Below are 17,166 nucleotides of genomic sequence, written 5' to 3'. Positions count from 1 at the left end.
CGTCAGAACCTCGACCCGCTGATAAGCCATGACGTTTGCAACTCGTTTGCGTCCGCGCGATGACGCGCCACGCAAAACTCAGACGTCCGACCCTATTTTGCCAAGGCGGCCCTCACCGGAGGCGTACCAACCATCCGGGCATCCGCGTCGTCATCCTGACCACCGACCTGTGCACCCGCCGCCTGTCGGGCGCGCTCGGCGCCGGCGCCCACGGCTATCTGATGAAGGACATCGCCTGCGAAGCGCTGATGCAGTCGCTGAAGCTGGTGATGATGGGCGAGAAGGTGTTCCCCACCCATCTGGCCGAGCTGCTGATCAACGGCCGCAGCGAGGAGCTGGCGACCGAGGTTCCGGCCCGCCGCAAGGGCCTGTCCCAGCGCGAGATCCAGATCCTGCGCTGCCTGCTGAACGGCAACTCCAACAAGATGATCGCCAACCACCTCCACATCACGGAGGCCACGGTGAAGGTCCATCTGAAGAGCCTGCTGCGCAAGATCAACGCCTCCAACCGCACCCAGGCGGCCATCTGGGCGCTGAACAACGGCATCGGCGACCAGCCGGCGGAGGCCACCGGGGTCAGCGCCGGCGTGGTCTGACCGTCCGTCACAGGTTTTGCTTCCCCCCGGCATCCAGGACGCCGGCCGCGCCATCCCGCGGCCGGCGTCCTGCCGTTCGGACCGGATTTCCGGAGGCGGCACGCCATAAGTGGTGTGCCATAGGACCAAAGGCGCTCTTCCGCCCCGAAATGATGATGGCTATTTCGGCAATACGCTCCGAATTTGGTTGGATCGCAGCCCCGACACGATGAGCACCATGGAATCCAGCGCGGAAAAGCCGACCCTGAACGTCCTGCTTGCCGACGATCACCTGCTGTTCCGCGACGGGCTGCGGCGGCTGCTTGCCCAGTCGGACGAAACGATGGTGTTCCACGAGGCCGGAAATTTCGACGACGTCCGCCGCCTGTGCGACGGGACCATCGCCTTCGACCTGATCCTGCTGGACCTGGGGATGCCGGGCTGGAGCGGGTTCTCGCTGCTCGGCGAGATTCACCAGCGGCTCCCCAAGGCGCTTCTGGTCGTGGTGTCGGGGTCGGAGAAACGGTCGGACCTTCTGGCCGCGCTGGAGAACGGCGCCGCCGGCTTCATCCCGAAGTCGAGCAGCGCGAAGGTTCTGATGGGCGCCCTCCAGCTCGTTCTGGCCGGAGGCGTCTACCTGCCGGAGCAGGCCATCCGCGGCGACCGGATGACCGACGGCGCGCCACCCGCAGGCCATGGCACCGGCCATGGGGCCGGGAACGCCGATCCGCTGGGTCATCTGGCCGACGGGGCGGGCGACCAGTTGACCCCGCGCCAGCGCGACGTGCTGACCCGCCTGCGCGACGGCAAGTCCAACAAGCAGATCGCGCACGAGCTGGGCCTGACCGAAGGCACGGTGAAGGTGCACGTCACGGCGATCCTGCGCCAGCTCGGCGTCCGCAACCGCACCCAGGCGGCGATCACCGCGAACGGGCTGTAGCCGGGCGCCCGCTCGGCCTCCTCTTCCCTTCCCTCAGACCCCTCCCTCAGGCCCCTCCCCGCTCCACCGAGGCGACAAGCGCGGCCAAGGCGCCGCGGATGGCCGATTCGTGCTTGGCGGGCAGAACCTGCTGGCCCGGGACGGTCACCACGGTCAGGGTTCGGCAGCCGGTCAGCCGCTGTTCCAGGAAGGACGCGCCCGGCCCCCCGCCGTCCGGGCCACCGCTGTCCGGCCCACCGTCCGGCTCGTCCTTTCCCTGCACCAGCGTGACCGGAACACGGATCGCGTCGAGGCCGGGCGCCATGGACCGGAGTTCCGCCGCGCGGTCGCGGACGACCGGCGGCAGGATGCGGGCGGCGATGCGGCGGAACATGCCCGGCCTGGCCCCGTCCTCCGCCATCGGGTCGATCAGCAGAAGCCCCCCGACCAGCTCCGGGAAATCCAGCGCGGCGCGCAGCACCACCGGCACGCCGCAGCCGCAGCCCACCAGCAGCGGTTTGCGCGCCCGCCTCAGCGCCAGCAGCGGGCGCAGCGCCGCCGCCGGAACGCCGGGGTCGCCGCCGCGCAGGCGGGTGGCCCCGGTCATCGGCCCCGGATCGGGCCGCGGCACGGCCACCCACTCCTGCCCCGCCGGGACGGCGCGCAGAAGGCGGGTCCAGGCCCGGGTCTCTCCGGAACTCGCGTGGACCAGGATGATGCGCCGCCCCGTGGGATCGCCGGCGACGATGCAGCCCGGTCCGGATTCCCGCCCGATATCCCGCCCGACATCCCGCGATGCGCCATCCCAGGACGAGCCGCCGCGTGCGGTCGCCGCTTCGCCCGCCGCCTCGCCCACCGACGACGGCGCGATGCCGAACGCGGCTCCCGCGGGCCGCCCGGCGCTGCTGTGTATGGTCAAGGCTCCGCTCCCCGATTCCCGAACTCGTCGCGGAGATCGCCTCCGCCGATTGGCAGGGAGCGTAACGGAGGGCCTGCGGGCTGTCCCGTACCATAAAAAGGCCCGAAATGGCGCGAACGGTGGCCGGAAAGCCTGAAAATCGCAGGTTTTTACCCCAATTGTTGCACAGTTCCGCCACTCCCGGCGGAACCCGTGCCGATCGAGGGCTCCATCAGTGGCCCATCAGTGAATTGTGTTGCCGTCCGGGAGTGCTTCGACGGGGCGGTCGTCGCGCGGCTCGGTCGGGCGATGCAGTTCCCGCATCAGGTCCCGCCAGTCCGGCGTCCCGCCGAGTTGCTGGATGAGCTGCGTGGAGAAGGCGAAGACCGCCAGTTCCAGCGGGCCGTTGTCCTCCGCATGGGCGTTCACGGTCAGGCAGGATTCCGCCGCGCTGACGAAGATGGCCGACGCGATGGCCACCCCCGGCCCCGGTTCGGGCAGCGGCACCGGAACCGGAGCGGACCCGGTGGTGCGCAGGGCCGACAGGTTCTCCACCAGCAGACGCGTGCGGATGGCCGTGTCGATGGCCGCGCCCATGGTGTAGCCCGCCTCGGCCTCCGCCGCGGAGCGCAAAAGGCGCAAGCCCGCGATCACCCCATGGGTGACGTCCGCGGAACCGGCGCGTTTTGCGGCGGCGGCGATGGCGGTGCCAAGGATGGCGGTGACCACGGGCGCCATGTTCTCGGCTTCGTCGCCCATGACGGCGGCGTCGGTGGTCTCTTCGTGGTTCTGGACCTCGTTCATGCGGCCTCCGATCCGGTGATACCCTGGATGGCGTGCGGCGCGGACCCCGGCTCCTTTCGGAACCGCTTTTTTCTCAAAGGCCCCTCTTCCGATCTGTGACTCGTCCGGCGGGCCTTCAAGCCGCCGGAAGCCGGGAGGGGGTGAATCTTTCGATGCGCCACTTTCGCCGCTCCCTCCTCTGGGCGAAGCCGCCCGCCATCCCCACATGTGCGGGCAAAAGGAGAAACACCCGATGCCCTTCCTCAGCCTTCTTCTCAACATCCTGTGGGTGGTGACCGGCGGCATCTGGATGGCCGCGGGATGGCTCCTCGCGGCCGTTCTGATGGTCGTCACCATCGTCGGCATTCCGTGGGCGCGGTCGGCGTTCACGATCGCCTGGTACACTCTGTTGCCCTTTGGACAAACCGCCGTCCGCCGGGATGAGTTCCGTGGCCGCGAGGACATCGGGACCGGCCTGCTGGGCACGCTGGGCAACATCCTGTGGTTCGTGCTGGCCGGCTGGTGGCTGGCGCTCGGCCATCTGGTGGCCGCGGTCGGCCTGGCCATCACCATCATCGGCCTGCCCTTCGCCTGGGCGCATCTGAAGCTGGCGCTGCTGGCCCTGTGGCCGGTCGGCACCGAGATCGTGACGGTGGACGAGGTGGAATCGCGCCGCCGCCTGCTGGGCCGCGGGACCTACTGAGCGGGCCGGTCCCGCTCCGCCATCCTCTTCAGCATGACAGACGCGCGCCAGAAGCCGAGGTCCGCCCCATCCACGAAATGGACATGCCGGTCGGCGGCGAGGTCGCCGACGAGGCAGGTCACGGTGGATGCCCCCGCCCGCGCCGTGCCGTAGCGGATGCGCCCGGCCTCCGCGTGGGCGGCCAGCATGGCCTCGATGGCGGCGGCCTCGCCCTCCGTCACGTCCAGGACGAAGCGCGGCCCGCCCGCCGATTTCCGGAAGTCCGACCGTTCGGCCATGCCGCGGCGGTAACGGTCCGGATCGAAGCCCGCCGTCCGCCAGCCGCCACGCAGCATCACCGCGAGCAGCGCCGACTTGCCCAGCGCCGACAGGGCGCAGGCCAGCCGCCGCCCGCGCGGGCGCGTCCGCGCCTCCAGCCACAGCGACCGCCAGGAGGGCGGCCAGTGCACCGCCAGCCGCTCCCCCATGCCGAGCGGCGCCGCCGCCGCGGTGGGCACGATCCGCTCGATGTCCGCCTGGACGCGGGCCAGCACCTCCAGCTCCAGGGCTCCGCCGGGGAGCGGGTCCACGATCACGCACAGGATCACGCCGCGCCCGCTGTCCACCGGGTTCCAGCGGCAGGACACGCTCTCCAGCCCCGTCAGCGGGCCGGGCCGCGGCTCCAGCCGCCAGCGCGGATCGGCCTTCACCCAGGCGTCCGCGGCGGCCACCCCACGGCCCAGGAACAGGCCGAAGGCGTCGCCGTTGCCGAAATCCTGCAAGGCGACCAGCACCTCCAGCCCCTCGTCCAGCAGCGCCCGCACGGGCACCAGCCCGACCCGCAGCGGCACGTCCATCTCCGTTCCGGCCCAATGGGCGAGCGCCGCCAGAGCCTCCTCCGCGGCGGCCCGGCGGAACGGCGGAACGGCGGCGATGGCGCCGTCGCCGCCGAACTGGCAGGCCGCAGGCTCCGGCGGCTCCCGCACCGCTTCCGACAGCACGGCGACCACCGCGGCGGCCACGAAGTTCACGTCGCGGTGGCGCCCTTCCGACGCCAGCCGGGTGCTCGCCACCACGTCGGCGACGGCCAGCGACCAGTCCCCCTCCAGCGCCGCGTAATGGGTGGGGTCTGCGGCTTCGGCGGTGAAATCGCGGATGGACGGCAGGCGCATCGCCTTCCTCGCGTCGAGAGGGTTTCGGGGGAGAGTTTCGGGATGGACGGCGCCAGTCTACGCCCCGGCAGGCACCTTGTGAATCGCCCCGGAACCCATCCGCAATGGACCCATCCCGCGTTGTCGGCCCGGTCCGTCCGTTTCATCGTGCCGCGGTCCAATCTGGGGAGGAAGCGGCATGGGATTCGCAAGCGACTGGAAATCCGCCAAGACGGCCTTCGAAACCGCCACCGGCAAGAAGAAGCCGAGCGCCAAGTTCATGGGCGTCTTCCACAAGTCCGGGCTGGACGACGTGACCAAGGCGCTCGACGCCGCCTTGACCAAGAGCGACGCCAAGGCTTTGGAGAAGGCTCTGCTCGACTATGTGAAGAGCGCGACCTCCTACCAGACGACGTTGGAGAAGTCGGCCAAGGCCGAAGGGGCGGCGGCCATCGCGGCGGAGCTGAAGAAGCTGGGGCAGGCGCTGGACGACATCGGGCGCCGCGCCGGCGTGGCCGTCAACGAACGCATCGCCGAGATGCGCGAGGACGCCGAGGCGGAGAAGGCCAAGGCCGTTGAGGAGCAGGGCAAGGCCGCCCGCGCCCTCGCCGACAAGGCCGCGGTGCAGATCGACGGGCTGCTGAAGACCACCAACGCCGACATCAAGCTGCTGGATCAGGCCGCCGCCGCCGCCGACCTCGCTTTGCGCAAGGTTCTGGAGGCCCAGGGGACCGGCAACGCCAAGGAGGCCAAGGCCCAGGCCGCCGCCGTGCAGGCCGCCGCCAAGACGGTGGACGCCCAGGCCAAGAAGGTCGCAGGCACCGCCGCCCAGGCCGCGAAGCTGTTCTCGCAGGCCAAGGCCGCGGTCGCCAAGATGAAGCTCGACCCCAAGCAGCATGGCGGGCGCGACCCGGCCCAGGGCGCCTTCGACCGCGCCGACGCCATCGTCATGAAGCTGGACCAGTTGAAGGACGAAACCGCCGAGGCCGCCGCCGAGGCCGCCGGCACCGTCAAGGAGGCCGCCCAAGCGCTGAAGGGCGCGGTGGACCTGCGCGCCACCTATCTGGCGAGCTGCCGCAAGCTGGCCAAGCGGGCGCGCGACGCCGACACCCTCTACGACAGCGTCGCCCGCGACGTCGGCGGACAGGCCGACCGCGCCCAGCAGGAACAGATGGTCGCCACCGACGCGACGGAGGACGACAAACGGGCGGCCTCGATCAAGACGGCCACCTTCTACATCACCCAGGTGCGCCAGCAGGCCGCCCAGGCGAAGAAGGAAATCCTGGCCGCCGCCAACGAGATCACCGGCACCCGCAAGTCCTTCCCCGCCATGGTCACCGAGAAGGACCCCGATTTCGGCCCGCTTCTCGCCGAGGCGAAGCAGTTCCTGGACGGGCTGAAGGAATCGCACGCCGCCCTGGCCAAGGCCGAGGCCAAGATCGACAAGGTCGAGACCGCCCTCAAGAAGCTTGGCTGAAGAAGCGGAGAAAACCCCTCTCCCGATCCGGGGAAGAGGGGCTCGGCTCCATCACATCATCACTTCGGTCAGGCTGTCCTTCAGCTCCCGTTCGTGTTCGATCAGCGTCAGTTCCTCGCCCATGAAATCGCGCATGGAGATGACGCCGACGACATGGCCATCGCGCACGACGGGCAGGTGACGCAGGCCGTTGTCGGTCATCCGGCGCAGCGCCTCGCCCACCGTGGTGTCGGGACCCGCGGTGATCGGGCACGGGGTCATCACCTCCGACAACGGGGTGTGGTCCGGGTCCAGTCCGTCGGCCACCACGCGGTCGGTCAGGTCGCGTTCGGTGAAGATGCCCTCGATCTGTTCGTCGATGGAGGCGGTGACCACGACCGACGCCACATGGGCGGCCTTCATCTGCCTTGCGGCGTCCCGCACCGTCGCCCCCGCCGGAAGGCTGACGACACGACGGCGGTTCAGAAGCTCTCCGATGTTGCGATGCGTCATGGCTTTCCTCCTCCGAATGCGAACGTTCTGAAGGGTCGCGGCGGCCATGGTCCTGCCCGGGCCGCCGCTCCGCGTTTCGCCACCAGTTCGCGGTTCCTCGCACCGAGTGTTTGCAATTGCGAAGAAAATGCCGCGCACGCGAAGTGCCGGAACAGGCGAAGACTGTCCAAAAAGCTTAATCATCAAGTGTTGAAAAAGGTAGTCATTTTCCCGCCACACGACGAGCAAAGCCGCCGCGAAACAACGTCATGGTTGCCATGATGGCGCGACATGCGACAAAACCGCCCGCCATTGCCTGAAAGCGGCGGTTCTGGCATGAGAAAGCACACCCTCGCCTTCGGCGAAGACCCCTTAACCATTAATAAAGGAAATAGGTCCGAAACTCCGGATAATTGCAGTTCTGTCACGATGTCGTCTGGAAGGGGCCTGGGCCGCCATGTCGTGGTTGTCGAAATTGAGCGGACGAGGCAAATCCACCGCAGCCGCTGCGCCACCCGCCAAGGAACGCCCTTCCGATCCCCCGACCATCCGGATCGACCGGCACGAGTATCTGCCGGAGGAGTTCGTCCTCGGTTCCTTCCGCATCCGCCCGTATGATGGGGACCTGATCGCGAAGCAGCAGTTCGACTTCCGCATCGTCTTCCAGCTTGGCGAGGAAGCCTTGGACTTCGCCTGCCGCGGAATCGTCGTGAAGATGGACGAACAGGTCGGCCTCGTCGCCCGCTACCACCACCCCTCGCCCTTCTACGAGCGCAAGTTGATCGATTATCTGAAGCTCTGGAAGGGGCTGTAAGCTCCGGCGAACTCCGAATACGAACACCCCGAATGGAAAGAAGGCCCGCCGTAGGGAAACGGCGGGCCTTCCTCATTGCAGGGATGTGCTGTGCCGTATCAGGCGGCTTCCAGCGTCTTGCGGGTGTGCAGGGCGATCATCTGCTCCTCGTCGGTCGGGATGACGTAGACGGGGATGCGGCTGCTTGGGGCGGAGATCAGCGGGCCGTTGGCCTCGTTGGCCTCCGGGTCCAGCACCACGCCCAGCCAGGCCAGCTTGTCGGCCACCCGCGCCCGCACCGGGACGGAGCGTTCGCCGATGCCGGCGGTGAAGACCAGCGCGTCGATGCCGCCCATGGAGGCGGCGAGCGCCCCCGTCTCCTTGGCGATGCGGAAGCAGAACAGCTCCACCGCCTCCCGGGCGTGGGGATCGGCGCTGTCCAGCAGGGCGCGCATGTCGTTGGACACGCCCGACACGCCGAGAAGGCCCGACTTGTTGTAGAGCATCTTCTCGATGGCGTCGGCGCCCATGCCCTTCTGGCGCATCAGGTAGATCAGCACGCCGGGATCGATGTTGCCGCAGCGGGTGCCCATGGGCAGCCCGTCCAGCGCCGTGAAGCCCATGGTGCTGTCCACGCTGCGCCCGGCGTGGATGGCGCACATGCTGGCGCCGCTGCCCAGATGGGCGACGACCACCCGCCCGTCCGCCAGATCCGGAGCCAGCTCCGGCAGGCGGCGGGCGATGTACTCGTAGGACAGGCCGTGGAAGCCGTAACGGCGGATGCCCTCGTCCGTCAGTTCCCGCGGGATGGCGAACATCTGCGCCTGCCAGGGCTGGCCGCGGTGGAAGGCGGTGTCGAAGCAGGCGACCTGCGGCAGCTCCGGGTGCGCCTCGGCCAGCGCGCGGATGGCGGCGAGGTTGTGCGGCTGGTGCAGCGGGGCCAGGGGGATGAAACCCTCCAGCTCCTCCATCACCGCCGGGGTCAGCAGGACCGGGGCGGCGTGGCGGGTGCCGCCGTGGACGACACGGTGGCCGGCGGCCAGCAGCTTCGCCCCCTCCAGCCGCTCCTCGATCCAGCCGAGCAGGAAGGCCAGCAGGGCCGTACGGTCGGACGGCTCGCCCGCCGTCCAGGCCCGCTCGGCGAGCGGGCGCTTGGCGGCGTCCTTGGCCTCGAACTTCGGCTCGGTGCCGATGCCGGAGATCTGGCCGTTGATCGCCGCCTGCACGGTCCCCGCGCCCGTCTCCCGGAAGACCGAGAATTTCAGGCTGGAGGAACCGGCGTTGATGACCAGGATGGCGTCGCCGCCACCCGCGTTCTGGCTGCTCATGACGGGCGCCCCTCTCACTCGGCCGCGGCGGCGGCGCCCCGGCGGCGGGCGGCGGCGGCCAGGACGGCCACGGCGCAGGACGCCAGACGGGTGCGCACGTTGTCGGCGCGGCTGGTCAGGATGATCGGAACCCGCGCGCCCAGAACGATGCCGGCGGCGTCGGAATTCGCCAGGAAGGAAAGCTGCTTGGCCAGCATGTTGCCGGCTTCCAGATCGGGAACGAGCAGGATGTCGGCCTGACCGGCGACCTCGGACACGATGCCCTTGGTGCGGGCCGCCTCCAGGCTGATGGCGTTGTCGAAGGCCAGCGGGCCGTCCAGGATGCCGCCCTTGATCTGGCCGCGGTCGGCCATCTTGCACAGCGCCGCGGCTTCCAGCGTCGAGGCGATCTTCGGGTTCACCGTCTCCACCGCCGACAGGATGGCGACGCGCGGAGTCTCCACGCCCAGGACCTTGGCGAGGTCGATGGCGTTCTGGACGATGTCCACCTTGTCTTCCAGCGTCGGGTAGATGTTGATCGCCGCGTCGGTGATCAGCAGCGTGCGCGGGTAGGTCGGCACGTTCATCACGAAGACGTGGCTGAGGCGGCGGCCCGTGCGCAGGCCGGTTTCCTTGCGGACGACCTCGGCCATCAGTTCGTCGGTGTGCAGGCTGCCCTTCATCACCGCCTCGCACTCGCCGGAGCGGGCCAGCCGGACGCCGGTCTCGGCGGAGGCGTGGGAGTGCGGCACGTCCACGATGCGGTAGCGGCCGATGTCCAGCCCGTGGGCCTCGGCGACCGACTGGATCTTGGAGGCCGGGCCGATCAGCACCGGATCGATCAGGTTGGCCTCGGCGGCCTCGACCGCGCCCTTCAGCGAGCTTTCGTCGCAGGGATGGACGACGGCGGTCGGCACCGGCGGCAGCGATTCGGTCTTGCCCAGCAGCTCGTCATGGCCATCGTGGCGGATGACCTGGACCTGCGGCAGTTCGTGCGCGGCGCGGCGGACCTTTCTGGTCGGGGCGATCACCTCGGCGAGGCCGGAGACGACCTCCTTGCCGTCCTGGTTGCGCGCGATGCAATCGAAGACGACGATGTTCTTCTCGGCGTGCTTCTCCTTGGCGATGACCGTCACGGTGATGACGTCGCCCAGGCCCACCGGGCGCTTGAAGCGCAGGTCCTGCCCGATGTAGATCGTGCCCGGCCCCGGCAGCAGCGTGCCCAGAACGGCGGAGATCAGCGATCCCGACCACATGCCGTGGCCGATCACCTTGTGGAACTGGCTGTCCGCCGCATACTCCTCGTCGAGATGCGCCGGATTGATGTCGCCCGACACGGTGGCGAACAGCTCGATGTCGGACATGGTCAGCCGCCGCGACAGGCTCGCCTGCTGGCCGATCTGGATTTCCTCGAAGGTGACGTTCTCGATCATGGCGGATGAGCCGTTCTTGCCGAAGTCGGGGGTGGCGGGCGCTGTAACACGGTCCATTGGAGAAGCTCCTCAATCGGATAGCGGCTCGGAATCGCGTGATGCCCGGGCCGAATCCTCCCGGCCTGCGGATCGCCCTGTCGTCCGCGGCCTTTTTGTTGGACCCTCGGATCGGCCGGCCCGGGAGGGGCCGCCCGCCAAGGGCCGGTTCGGGGTGCCCTGAATAGCGCGACCCCATGAAGGAGATGTGACAGGGTCGGCTGTTTCGCGGTTCCGTTGCGGTGCAACAATGTCGCACCCCCCGCCACCGCCGGTCCTGCCGTCCCGCCGCACCCCGCGCCGCCCGTCTTTCCCAGCCGGCGGAAGTTCCGTTCGGCCATGGTCTTACGACGGCCCAAGCCCTCGCCCCATGACCTATGTCAAGCGGCTTTGAGAGGGTTTTTGTCTGCTTTTCGGCAACACAACCCGCCCGCGCAGGATTGTATCACTGAGCAGGCGCAGCATGGCAAGTCCTTGCGCGCCGCGTCCCAAGAACGGACGCATCGCTGACCGTGTCGTGAAAAATCGGGGAGGATGTCCGCCAACCCATCCGATTTCGCAGTGCACAGGCCCGCCGCACGCATGGCGAAGTCCCATGGCGAAGTCCCGCGGAGGATCAGGCGCTCGCCACCGACGGGGCGGGTTCCTCGGGCACCGGGTTGTGACGGTCGCCGAGCATCGCCACGGCGATGGAGAAGACGGTGCCCTTGCCCAGGCACGACCGGACATCGACCTGATGGCCCAGGATCTGCGCGGTTCGCCGGACGATGGACAGCCCCAGGCCCAACCCGCGCCCGCCGTCCGGCTGGTCGGTTCCGCAACGGTAGAAATCGTCGAAGATCAGCTTGAGCTGGTCGGCGGGAATGCCCGGCCCGGTGTCCCACACCTCGACCAGCACATGCCCGTCGCGGTGCCGGCAACCCAGCAGGATGGTCCCGCTCCCGGCGTAGCGCAGCGCGTTGACCAGCAGGTTGCGCACCATGCGCTCCAGCAGCACCGGATCGCTGAGCACCCAGGCCGAGGTCGGCACCATGCGCAGGGTCATGCCCTTGCTGGCCGCCTGCTCCGCGAACTCGCGGGTCAGCCGGTCGGTGACGTCCTGCAGGGGGAAGACGACGGGGCGCGGCTTGACGTTGCCGGCCTCCAGCGCGGAGGTGTCGAGCAGCGTGTTCAGCAGCGTGTTGCCTGCGGCGATCGCCTCCCCCAGCTTCCCGGCCACTTCGAGCTGCTTGTCGTCGGACAGGCGGGCGGTCAGGATGTGGTGGAACAGGCTCATCGCCTGGAAGGGCTGGCGCAGGTCGTGGCTGGCCGCGGCGAGGAAGCGCGACTTCGCCCGGTTGGCCCGCTCCGCCTCGCCATGGGCCTCGGCCAGCGCCTCGCGGATGCGCGCCCCCTCGGATATGTCGATGGCGGCGCAGATTACGCCGGACACCAGCCCGGCCTCGTCCCTCAGCGGCTCGACGATCAGGTCGAAGACCTGTTCCGCGCCGGCCCCCGCCCCGATTCGGACCTCCTGCCGGGCGCCGGTGCCGGTCGCCAGCACGCTCCGCTTCACCGCATCCAGCCGCGCCGCGTCGTCCGGCGCGTGGAGATCGGCGTTGGTGCGCCCGATGTAGGTTTCCGCCGCCCGCGCGGTCTGCGGGTTGTACATCCACATGTAGCGGAGATTGCGGTCCAGGCTGAAGACGGCGACCCGCGAATGGCGCAGCGCCATGCGGAACCGCTCCTCGCTCTCGCGCAGCGCGCGGGCCATCGCGGCACGGGCGCGGGCCTCGGTCACCAGAAGGCGCTTGGCCTGCGACTCCCGCTGGACATAGCCGGCCAGGGCGCCGGTCAGCAGGAGACCCATCACCAGAACGATCCAGGCCGAGTAATCCGCCGGGGCCAGCCGCGGTTCGGGCGGAACCGCGGCCACCAGGGTCCAGCGCCGCCCGCCGATCACCAGATCGCGCTCCAGCACCGTTTCCCCGTCCTTGCGGACGTCGGTGAACGGAGCCCCCTCCCGCGCCGCGGAGCCGGCGGCGACGTCGCGGGAGGCCAGAATCCGGCCGCCGCCCCCCGCCGGTCCGTCCAGAAGATGGATGGTCCCGTGCAGCCCGGTCACGCGATTGCCCGCCTCCTCCATGAGGCGCCCGATCCCGAAGACCGAGGCGACGTAGCCGGAGACCTCCGCGCAGCGGCCCGGCCCGTCCAACCCGTCCACGGGACGGCGGTAGACGGGAAGGTACAGGCCGATGCTGTGCCCGCTCTCCCAGCGCGGCGGCGGCGGCAGGGTCTCCGTCGCCGCCACGTCGCCGGACGCGCAGGCCCGCGCCAGCACCTCCGCCCGGTGGGGCAGCGAGAGGATGTTGACGCCCTGCCCGAAGGCGTCGCCCCGCTCCGGCTCCATCAGCGTGTTGACGAACAGGTCCCCCCGCGAGACGCCGGGCGGCGCGCCGGAGGCACTGCCGGGCGCCTCGTCCGCATCATGGACGGCGAAGTCGATGCGCCCGGCGGCCCGCATCTCCGCCTCCAGCGCCGGGACCTCCGCCGGCGGGACACGCCGCACCCAGGCCACCGACCAGAGGCCGGGATAAAGCGGCATCATGGGCCGGACCGCCGCCGCGAAACCGTTGCGGACGACCGGAAGCTGGTCCGAGAAGGCCGCCCGCAGCGTGCGCAGAAGCAGCGTCTGGCTGTCGATCCGCTCCGCCAGGGCGTCGTGGAACTGGGCGAACTGCCGCTCGTGCCGCGTGCGCTCCACCTCCCGGTTGGCCGACAGCATCTGAATGAAGGCGCCGAACGTCACCAGCAGGCCCGCGGCGACCAGCACCGGCACCGCAAGCGACCCCCGCCTCCTTCTGTCCAACAGCGCCATCCCGTCCGTTCCCACCGGAATCGTCAGATCGCCCGACTATAGCAAGCGGCCCGAAACGTCGATAATGGAAAAGCCCTCATCCTCCCAAATGGATAGTCCACCCCGGCGAGCATACCGGCATCGCCGACTATTGATTGTCAATTGCGACTGGATTGCATCCCGCTTTCGATGTCAATCCTGCAATACAGTAAGCGCAGCCAAGACACGGCGTTGCCATCGAGTCGAAACAGTATCAAGTCTTCAGCCGCTCACGGCCGAGCAACCGCGCCACGGCCCCCCGCAGGGCCATGGGAGACACCGGCTTGTGCAGCAGCGGATAGCCGGACAGCCGCGCTTCCCGCAGGCGCATGGGGTCGGTGTCGCCGGTCAGGATCAGGCCGGGCAGCGTGGCGTCCAGCGCCTTGCCGATCTGGCGGATGGCGACGATCCCGTTCGCCGCCCCCTTCAGCCGCAGGTCGGAGATGACGAGGTCGGGGGCCTGCGGGCCGGGACCCAGCCGCTCCAGCGCGGCGTCCACGGAGTCCGCGGCGATCACCGCGCATCCCCATTGGCCGAGCAGCGCGCTCAGCGCCTCCAGCACCATCGGGTCGTCCTCGACGACCAGCACGCGGGCGCGGCTGACGTCCTCGCTATCGGCGCCGGCCTCCGCGGGGACCGGCGGCCCGGCCGGTTCCAACGTCTCCCCGCCGTCCGCCGCGCGCGGCACCAGCACGGCCAGCATGGAGCCGCGGCCCGGCGCGGAGTCCACCTCCAGCCGGTGGCCCAGCCGGCGCGCCAGCCCGCAGGCGAGCCGCAGCCCGAGGTCGATCACCGAGGGGTCGCCGGACCCGTCCGGACGCTGGAACTCTCCCCGCAGGGTGCGCAACTGCTCGGGCAGCAGGCCGCGCCCGGTGGACCACAGCTCGATCCGCAGGTCGGGACCCTGGCGCCGGCAGCCGAGCACGACCCGGCCCCGCTCCGTGTGGCGCAGGGTGTTGGCGACGAAGCCCTGGAGGATGCGCTCCAGAAGCGAGGGGTCGGTGGCGACCCGCACCGAGCAGGGCAGCACCGAGAAGCGCAGCCCCCGCCCGTCGAAGCGCGGGGCGGCGTCCAGCGCCACCCGCGTCAGGATGCCGTTGACCACGGGCGCGCCGAGGTCCGGCCGCACCAGACCGGCTTCCAGCCGCACGAGGTCGAAATGCCCGTCCACCATGCCGCGCAGCGACTGCACCGCGTTGCCCATGGCGTTCAGCAGGTCGCGCGCCGCCGGGTCGTTCAGGGCGCTTCCCCGCCCCGGCACGTTCCGCCCCCCGCCACCCGCCGCACCGTCCAACCGCCCTTCCAGCGCCCCCAGCAGCAGGGACAGGGCGGCCAGCGGCTGCCGCAGGTCGTGGCTGGCCGCGGCGAACAGGCGGCCCGACAGGTCGGCGGCCCCTGCGGACCCGCTCTCGGCGGTGCGCCGGACGAAGCCGCCGCCGCTCAACGGCCAATCGGTGACGGTGTGGCCGGGCGGCAGGCTGCGGAACAGGGGGGCCAGCGTTTCCGGCAGGGCGCCGCGGGCCAGCAGGAGGTCGGCGCCGGGCAGCGCCTCCGCCTCCGCGTTCCAGGCGGACAGACGGTCGTCGGCGTCGAAGACCAGGACCGCGCCGCGCCGTCCTGCGTCTTGCGGAAAGGCTCCCTCGCTCGTCACGGGCCGACATCCCCCAAAGCATGCATGGTGTCCGCGGTGACCGGAACCGGCCCCGCACGGACAGGCTACGGAACCGGCGCCCAGGATCAAGCCCGCCGTTCGTCCGACCACCCGCAGCGTGAGCCGGCACGCCCGGTCCGATGCCGTTGGACGCCCGAACAGTTCCGCGCATTTTTATATAAAAGTCAAGAAAAGGCGATGAATTCACCCCTCGACCACACAATAGACGATGAATTGTCGCAATTTGTCGGTTGCATGTTCAGTCGAACCCTTCGAATATGCCACCAATGGATGCCGTGACCGACAACACTTTCCGCGACCGACAACCGGAGGCGGCAACGCCGGCTGGCGCGGATCATTGCGCGTCCTTGTCCTGGGATAGGCTGGCCGGCGCGGCGGTGGCGGCCCTGGACGACGGCATGGGCGTGCTGGCCGCGGTTCACGATCAGGGCGGCGCTCTCGACGATTTCGAATGGCTGACGGCCAACCGCGCGGCGGAGCGGCTGTTCGGGCATCCCCTCGCCGGGCGCCGGCTGCGCGCGGACGATCTCCAGGACGGCGAGGCGGCGGGGCTGTTCGCCGTTTTGGCCGATTGCCTAGCGGAGAAGCGGGCGGTGCGCCGCGTGGTCACCGCCCCCGGCGGCGCGCGCTGGAGAATCGCCGCGACCCCCTTCGACGCCGGAGTCGCGGCGCCCGCCGCCTGCGTCAGCCTCGTGGAGCTTGGCCCCGAAGTCCCCGCCGTTCCGGAATCGGACCGCGCCCACCGGGCGAAGGCGGAGTTCCTGGCGCATATGAGCCATGAGCTGCGCACCCCGCTGAACGCGGTGCTCGGCTTCTCCGAAGTGCTGCTGGCGGAGACCTTCGGCCCGCTCGGCTCCCCCCGCTACCGCAGCTACGCCGCGGACATCCACGCCAGCGGGGCGCACCTCCTCGCGCTGATCGACGGCATCCTCGATCTGTCGCAGAGCGAGACCGCGCGGACCGAGATGCAGGAGGAGGCCATCAACGTGGCCGACGCCGCCCGTCAGGCGCTGGCCCAGGTCGGCGACAAGGCCGCGGCCCGCGGCGTCGACATCGGGGAGGATCTGTCCGGCGACCTGCCCCTTCTCTACGGCGACGCCCGCGCGCTTCAGCGGATGCTGGCCAACCTGCTGTCCAACGCGGTGACGTTCACACCGTCGGGCGGGCAGGTGATGCTGTCGGCCAGCCCCATGCCGGACGGCGGCATCGGGCTGATGGTCGCCGACACCGGCGCCGGCATCGGCGAGGACGAGTTGGCGCGCGTCATGGAGCCCTTCGGCAGCGCCGACATGACCGTCCCGCGGGGCGCCAACGGAGCGGGCATCGGCCTGCCCGTCGTGAAGCGGCTGATGGAGATGCACGGTGGCCGGCTGGACCTCTACAGCGAGCCCGGCGCCGGCACCACGGCCATCCTGATGTTCCCGCCGCGGCGCAGCCTGCCGCATGCCGCGTCCCACGCCTGACTCTTTCGCGTGGCGGCGATCCGGCAGAAGTTGCTTGGAAAAGCGGCGACGCCGGGTCATGGTGCTGCCTTCGTTCCCGAAGCGTTCCATCAAGCGCCTTCCATCAAGCGCCTTCCAGCGAGACCCTTCCATCGAGATATGGCCGATATCCTGTTGCACGGCGGCGAGCCGCCGATTCCCGCAAGCGGCGCCGCCCCCATCTTCCGCGGGGTGCGCCGGGCGCTGGCCGCGCGCGGCTTCGTCACCATGGCGGAGTTCCGGCTGGCCAGCGGGCGGCGCGCCGATGTCCTGGCGATGGACGGCGCCGGCACCGTCGTGATCGTCGAGGTGAAGAGCTGCGCCGCCGATTTCCGGTCCGACCAGAAATGGCCGGAGTACCGCGACTGGTGCGACGCCTTCTACTTCGCCGTGGACGACGCCTTCCCGGCGGAGCTGATTCCCGGCGATTGCGGGCTGATGGTGGCCGACGCCTACGGCGCGGAAATCCTGCGCGAGGCTCCGGAACACCGGCTGGCCCCGGCGCGCCGCAAGGCGCTGACCCTGCGCGCCGCCCTGACCGGAGCCGCGCGGCTGCACCGGATCGAGGACCCGTCCTGGACCCAGGACACCTCTCCGGTCTGAACGCCCGGCG

General features: G+C 70.0%; 15 protein-coding genes. 7 read left to right on the top strand and 8 right to left on the bottom strand.

What is annotated here, in order from left to right; translation table 11 throughout:
- Positions 1-59: 59 nt before the first annotated feature.
- Entirely contained in the window at positions 60-596 is a 537-nt protein-coding gene (locus DS843_RS14270) for a LuxR C-terminal-related transcriptional regulator (RefSeq protein ID WP_286192094.1), read from the top strand.
- 217 nt (positions 597-813) lie between these two features.
- Positions 814-1,515, top strand: coding sequence for a LuxR C-terminal-related transcriptional regulator (locus DS843_RS14265; protein WP_286192093.1), 702 nt, complete (start codon positions 814-816; stop codon positions 1,513-1,515).
- A gap of 46 nt (positions 1,516-1,561) precedes the next feature.
- Here DS843_RS14265 and DS843_RS14260 read toward each other — a convergent pair whose 3' ends face one another.
- Together DS843_RS14260 and DS843_RS14255 are read right to left on the bottom strand one after the other, a co-directional pair.
- Positions 1,562-2,413 (bottom strand): alpha/beta fold hydrolase, encoded by an 852-nt coding sequence (locus DS843_RS14260; RefSeq protein WP_149469546.1) that lies wholly within the window; start codon positions 2,411-2,413, stop codon positions 1,562-1,564.
- A 222-nt stretch (positions 2,414-2,635) separates the two neighbouring features.
- Positions 2,636-3,196, bottom strand: coding sequence for a hypothetical protein (locus tag DS843_RS14255; protein WP_149469545.1), 561 nt, complete (start codon positions 3,194-3,196; stop codon positions 2,636-2,638).
- A gap of 232 nt (positions 3,197-3,428) precedes the next feature.
- Between DS843_RS14255 and DS843_RS14250 the strand changes: the two genes are divergently transcribed.
- Complete coding sequence (locus DS843_RS14250; protein ID WP_149469544.1) at positions 3,429-3,878, top strand: YccF domain-containing protein; 450 nt, start codon at positions 3,429-3,431, stop codon at positions 3,876-3,878.
- Here DS843_RS14250 and DS843_RS14245 read toward each other — a convergent pair.
- Entirely contained in the window at positions 3,872-5,029 is a 1,158-nt protein-coding gene (locus DS843_RS14245) for a DUF3095 family protein (RefSeq protein WP_149469543.1), read from the bottom strand. The genes DS843_RS14250 and DS843_RS14245 overlap by 7 nt on opposite strands.
- A gap of 178 nt (positions 5,030-5,207) precedes the next feature.
- On the opposite strand from DS843_RS14245, the gene DS843_RS14240 reads away from it, so the two are divergent.
- The gene (locus tag DS843_RS14240; protein ID WP_149469542.1) at positions 5,208-6,485 is read left to right on the top strand and encodes a hypothetical protein; all 1,278 of its coding nucleotides are present in this window, start codon (positions 5,208-5,210) and stop codon (positions 6,483-6,485) included.
- Between the two features lie 51 nt (positions 6,486-6,536).
- Here the strand turns inward: DS843_RS14240 and DS843_RS14235 are convergent, their stop codons facing one another.
- The gene (locus DS843_RS14235; protein ID WP_149469541.1) at positions 6,537-6,977 is read right to left on the bottom strand and encodes a CBS domain-containing protein; all 441 of its coding nucleotides are present in this window, start codon (positions 6,975-6,977) and stop codon (positions 6,537-6,539) included.
- A gap of 436 nt (positions 6,978-7,413) precedes the next feature.
- On the opposite strand from DS843_RS14235, the gene DS843_RS14230 reads away from it, so the two are divergent.
- Entirely contained in the window at positions 7,414-7,770 is a 357-nt protein-coding gene (locus DS843_RS14230) for a hypothetical protein (RefSeq protein WP_149469540.1), read from the top strand.
- A 98-nt stretch (positions 7,771-7,868) separates the two neighbouring features.
- Here the strand turns inward: DS843_RS14230 and DS843_RS14225 are convergent, their stop codons facing one another.
- The 4 genes from DS843_RS14225 to DS843_RS14210 all read right to left on the bottom strand — a co-directional run bounded on the left by DS843_RS14225 (position 7,869) and on the right by DS843_RS14210 (position 15,051).
- The gene (locus DS843_RS14225) at positions 7,869-9,077 is read right to left on the bottom strand and encodes an acetate/propionate family kinase (RefSeq protein ID WP_149469539.1); all 1,209 of its coding nucleotides are present in this window, start codon (positions 9,075-9,077) and stop codon (positions 7,869-7,871) included.
- A 14-nt stretch (positions 9,078-9,091) separates the two neighbouring features.
- Positions 9,092-10,546, bottom strand: coding sequence for a bifunctional enoyl-CoA hydratase/phosphate acetyltransferase (locus DS843_RS14220; RefSeq protein WP_167525305.1), 1,455 nt, complete (start codon positions 10,544-10,546; stop codon positions 9,092-9,094).
- 595 nt (positions 10,547-11,141) lie between these two features.
- Positions 11,142-13,382, bottom strand: coding sequence for a CHASE domain-containing sensor histidine kinase (locus DS843_RS14215; RefSeq protein ID WP_286192092.1), 2,241 nt, complete (start codon positions 13,380-13,382; stop codon positions 11,142-11,144).
- Positions 13,383-13,614: 232 nt separating this feature from the next.
- Positions 13,615-15,051 carry an ATP-binding response regulator gene (locus DS843_RS14210; RefSeq protein WP_149469538.1) on the bottom strand — a complete coding sequence of 479 codons (1,437 nt, stop codon included), beginning with the start codon at positions 15,049-15,051 and terminating at the stop codon, positions 13,615-13,617.
- 296 nt (positions 15,052-15,347) lie between these two features.
- Between DS843_RS14210 and DS843_RS14205 the strand changes: the two genes are divergently transcribed.
- Together DS843_RS14205 and DS843_RS14200 are read left to right on the top strand one after the other, a co-directional pair.
- Positions 15,348-16,535 carry a sensor histidine kinase gene (locus tag DS843_RS14205; RefSeq protein ID WP_286192091.1) on the top strand — a complete coding sequence of 396 codons (1,188 nt, stop codon included), beginning with the start codon at positions 15,348-15,350 and terminating at the stop codon, positions 16,533-16,535.
- Positions 16,536-16,673: 138 nt separating this feature from the next.
- Positions 16,674-17,156, top strand: coding sequence for an MmcB family DNA repair protein (locus tag DS843_RS14200; protein ID WP_149469537.1), 483 nt, complete (start codon positions 16,674-16,676; stop codon positions 17,154-17,156).
- The last annotated feature ends 10 nt before the right edge of the window (positions 17,157-17,166 follow it).

The sequence above is a fragment of the Roseomonas genomospecies 6 genome (genome assembly GCF_008365375.1).
Lineage (GTDB): Bacteria > Pseudomonadota > Alphaproteobacteria > Azospirillales > Azospirillaceae > Azospirillum.
This window is presented reverse-complemented; position numbering and strand designations above follow the sequence as displayed.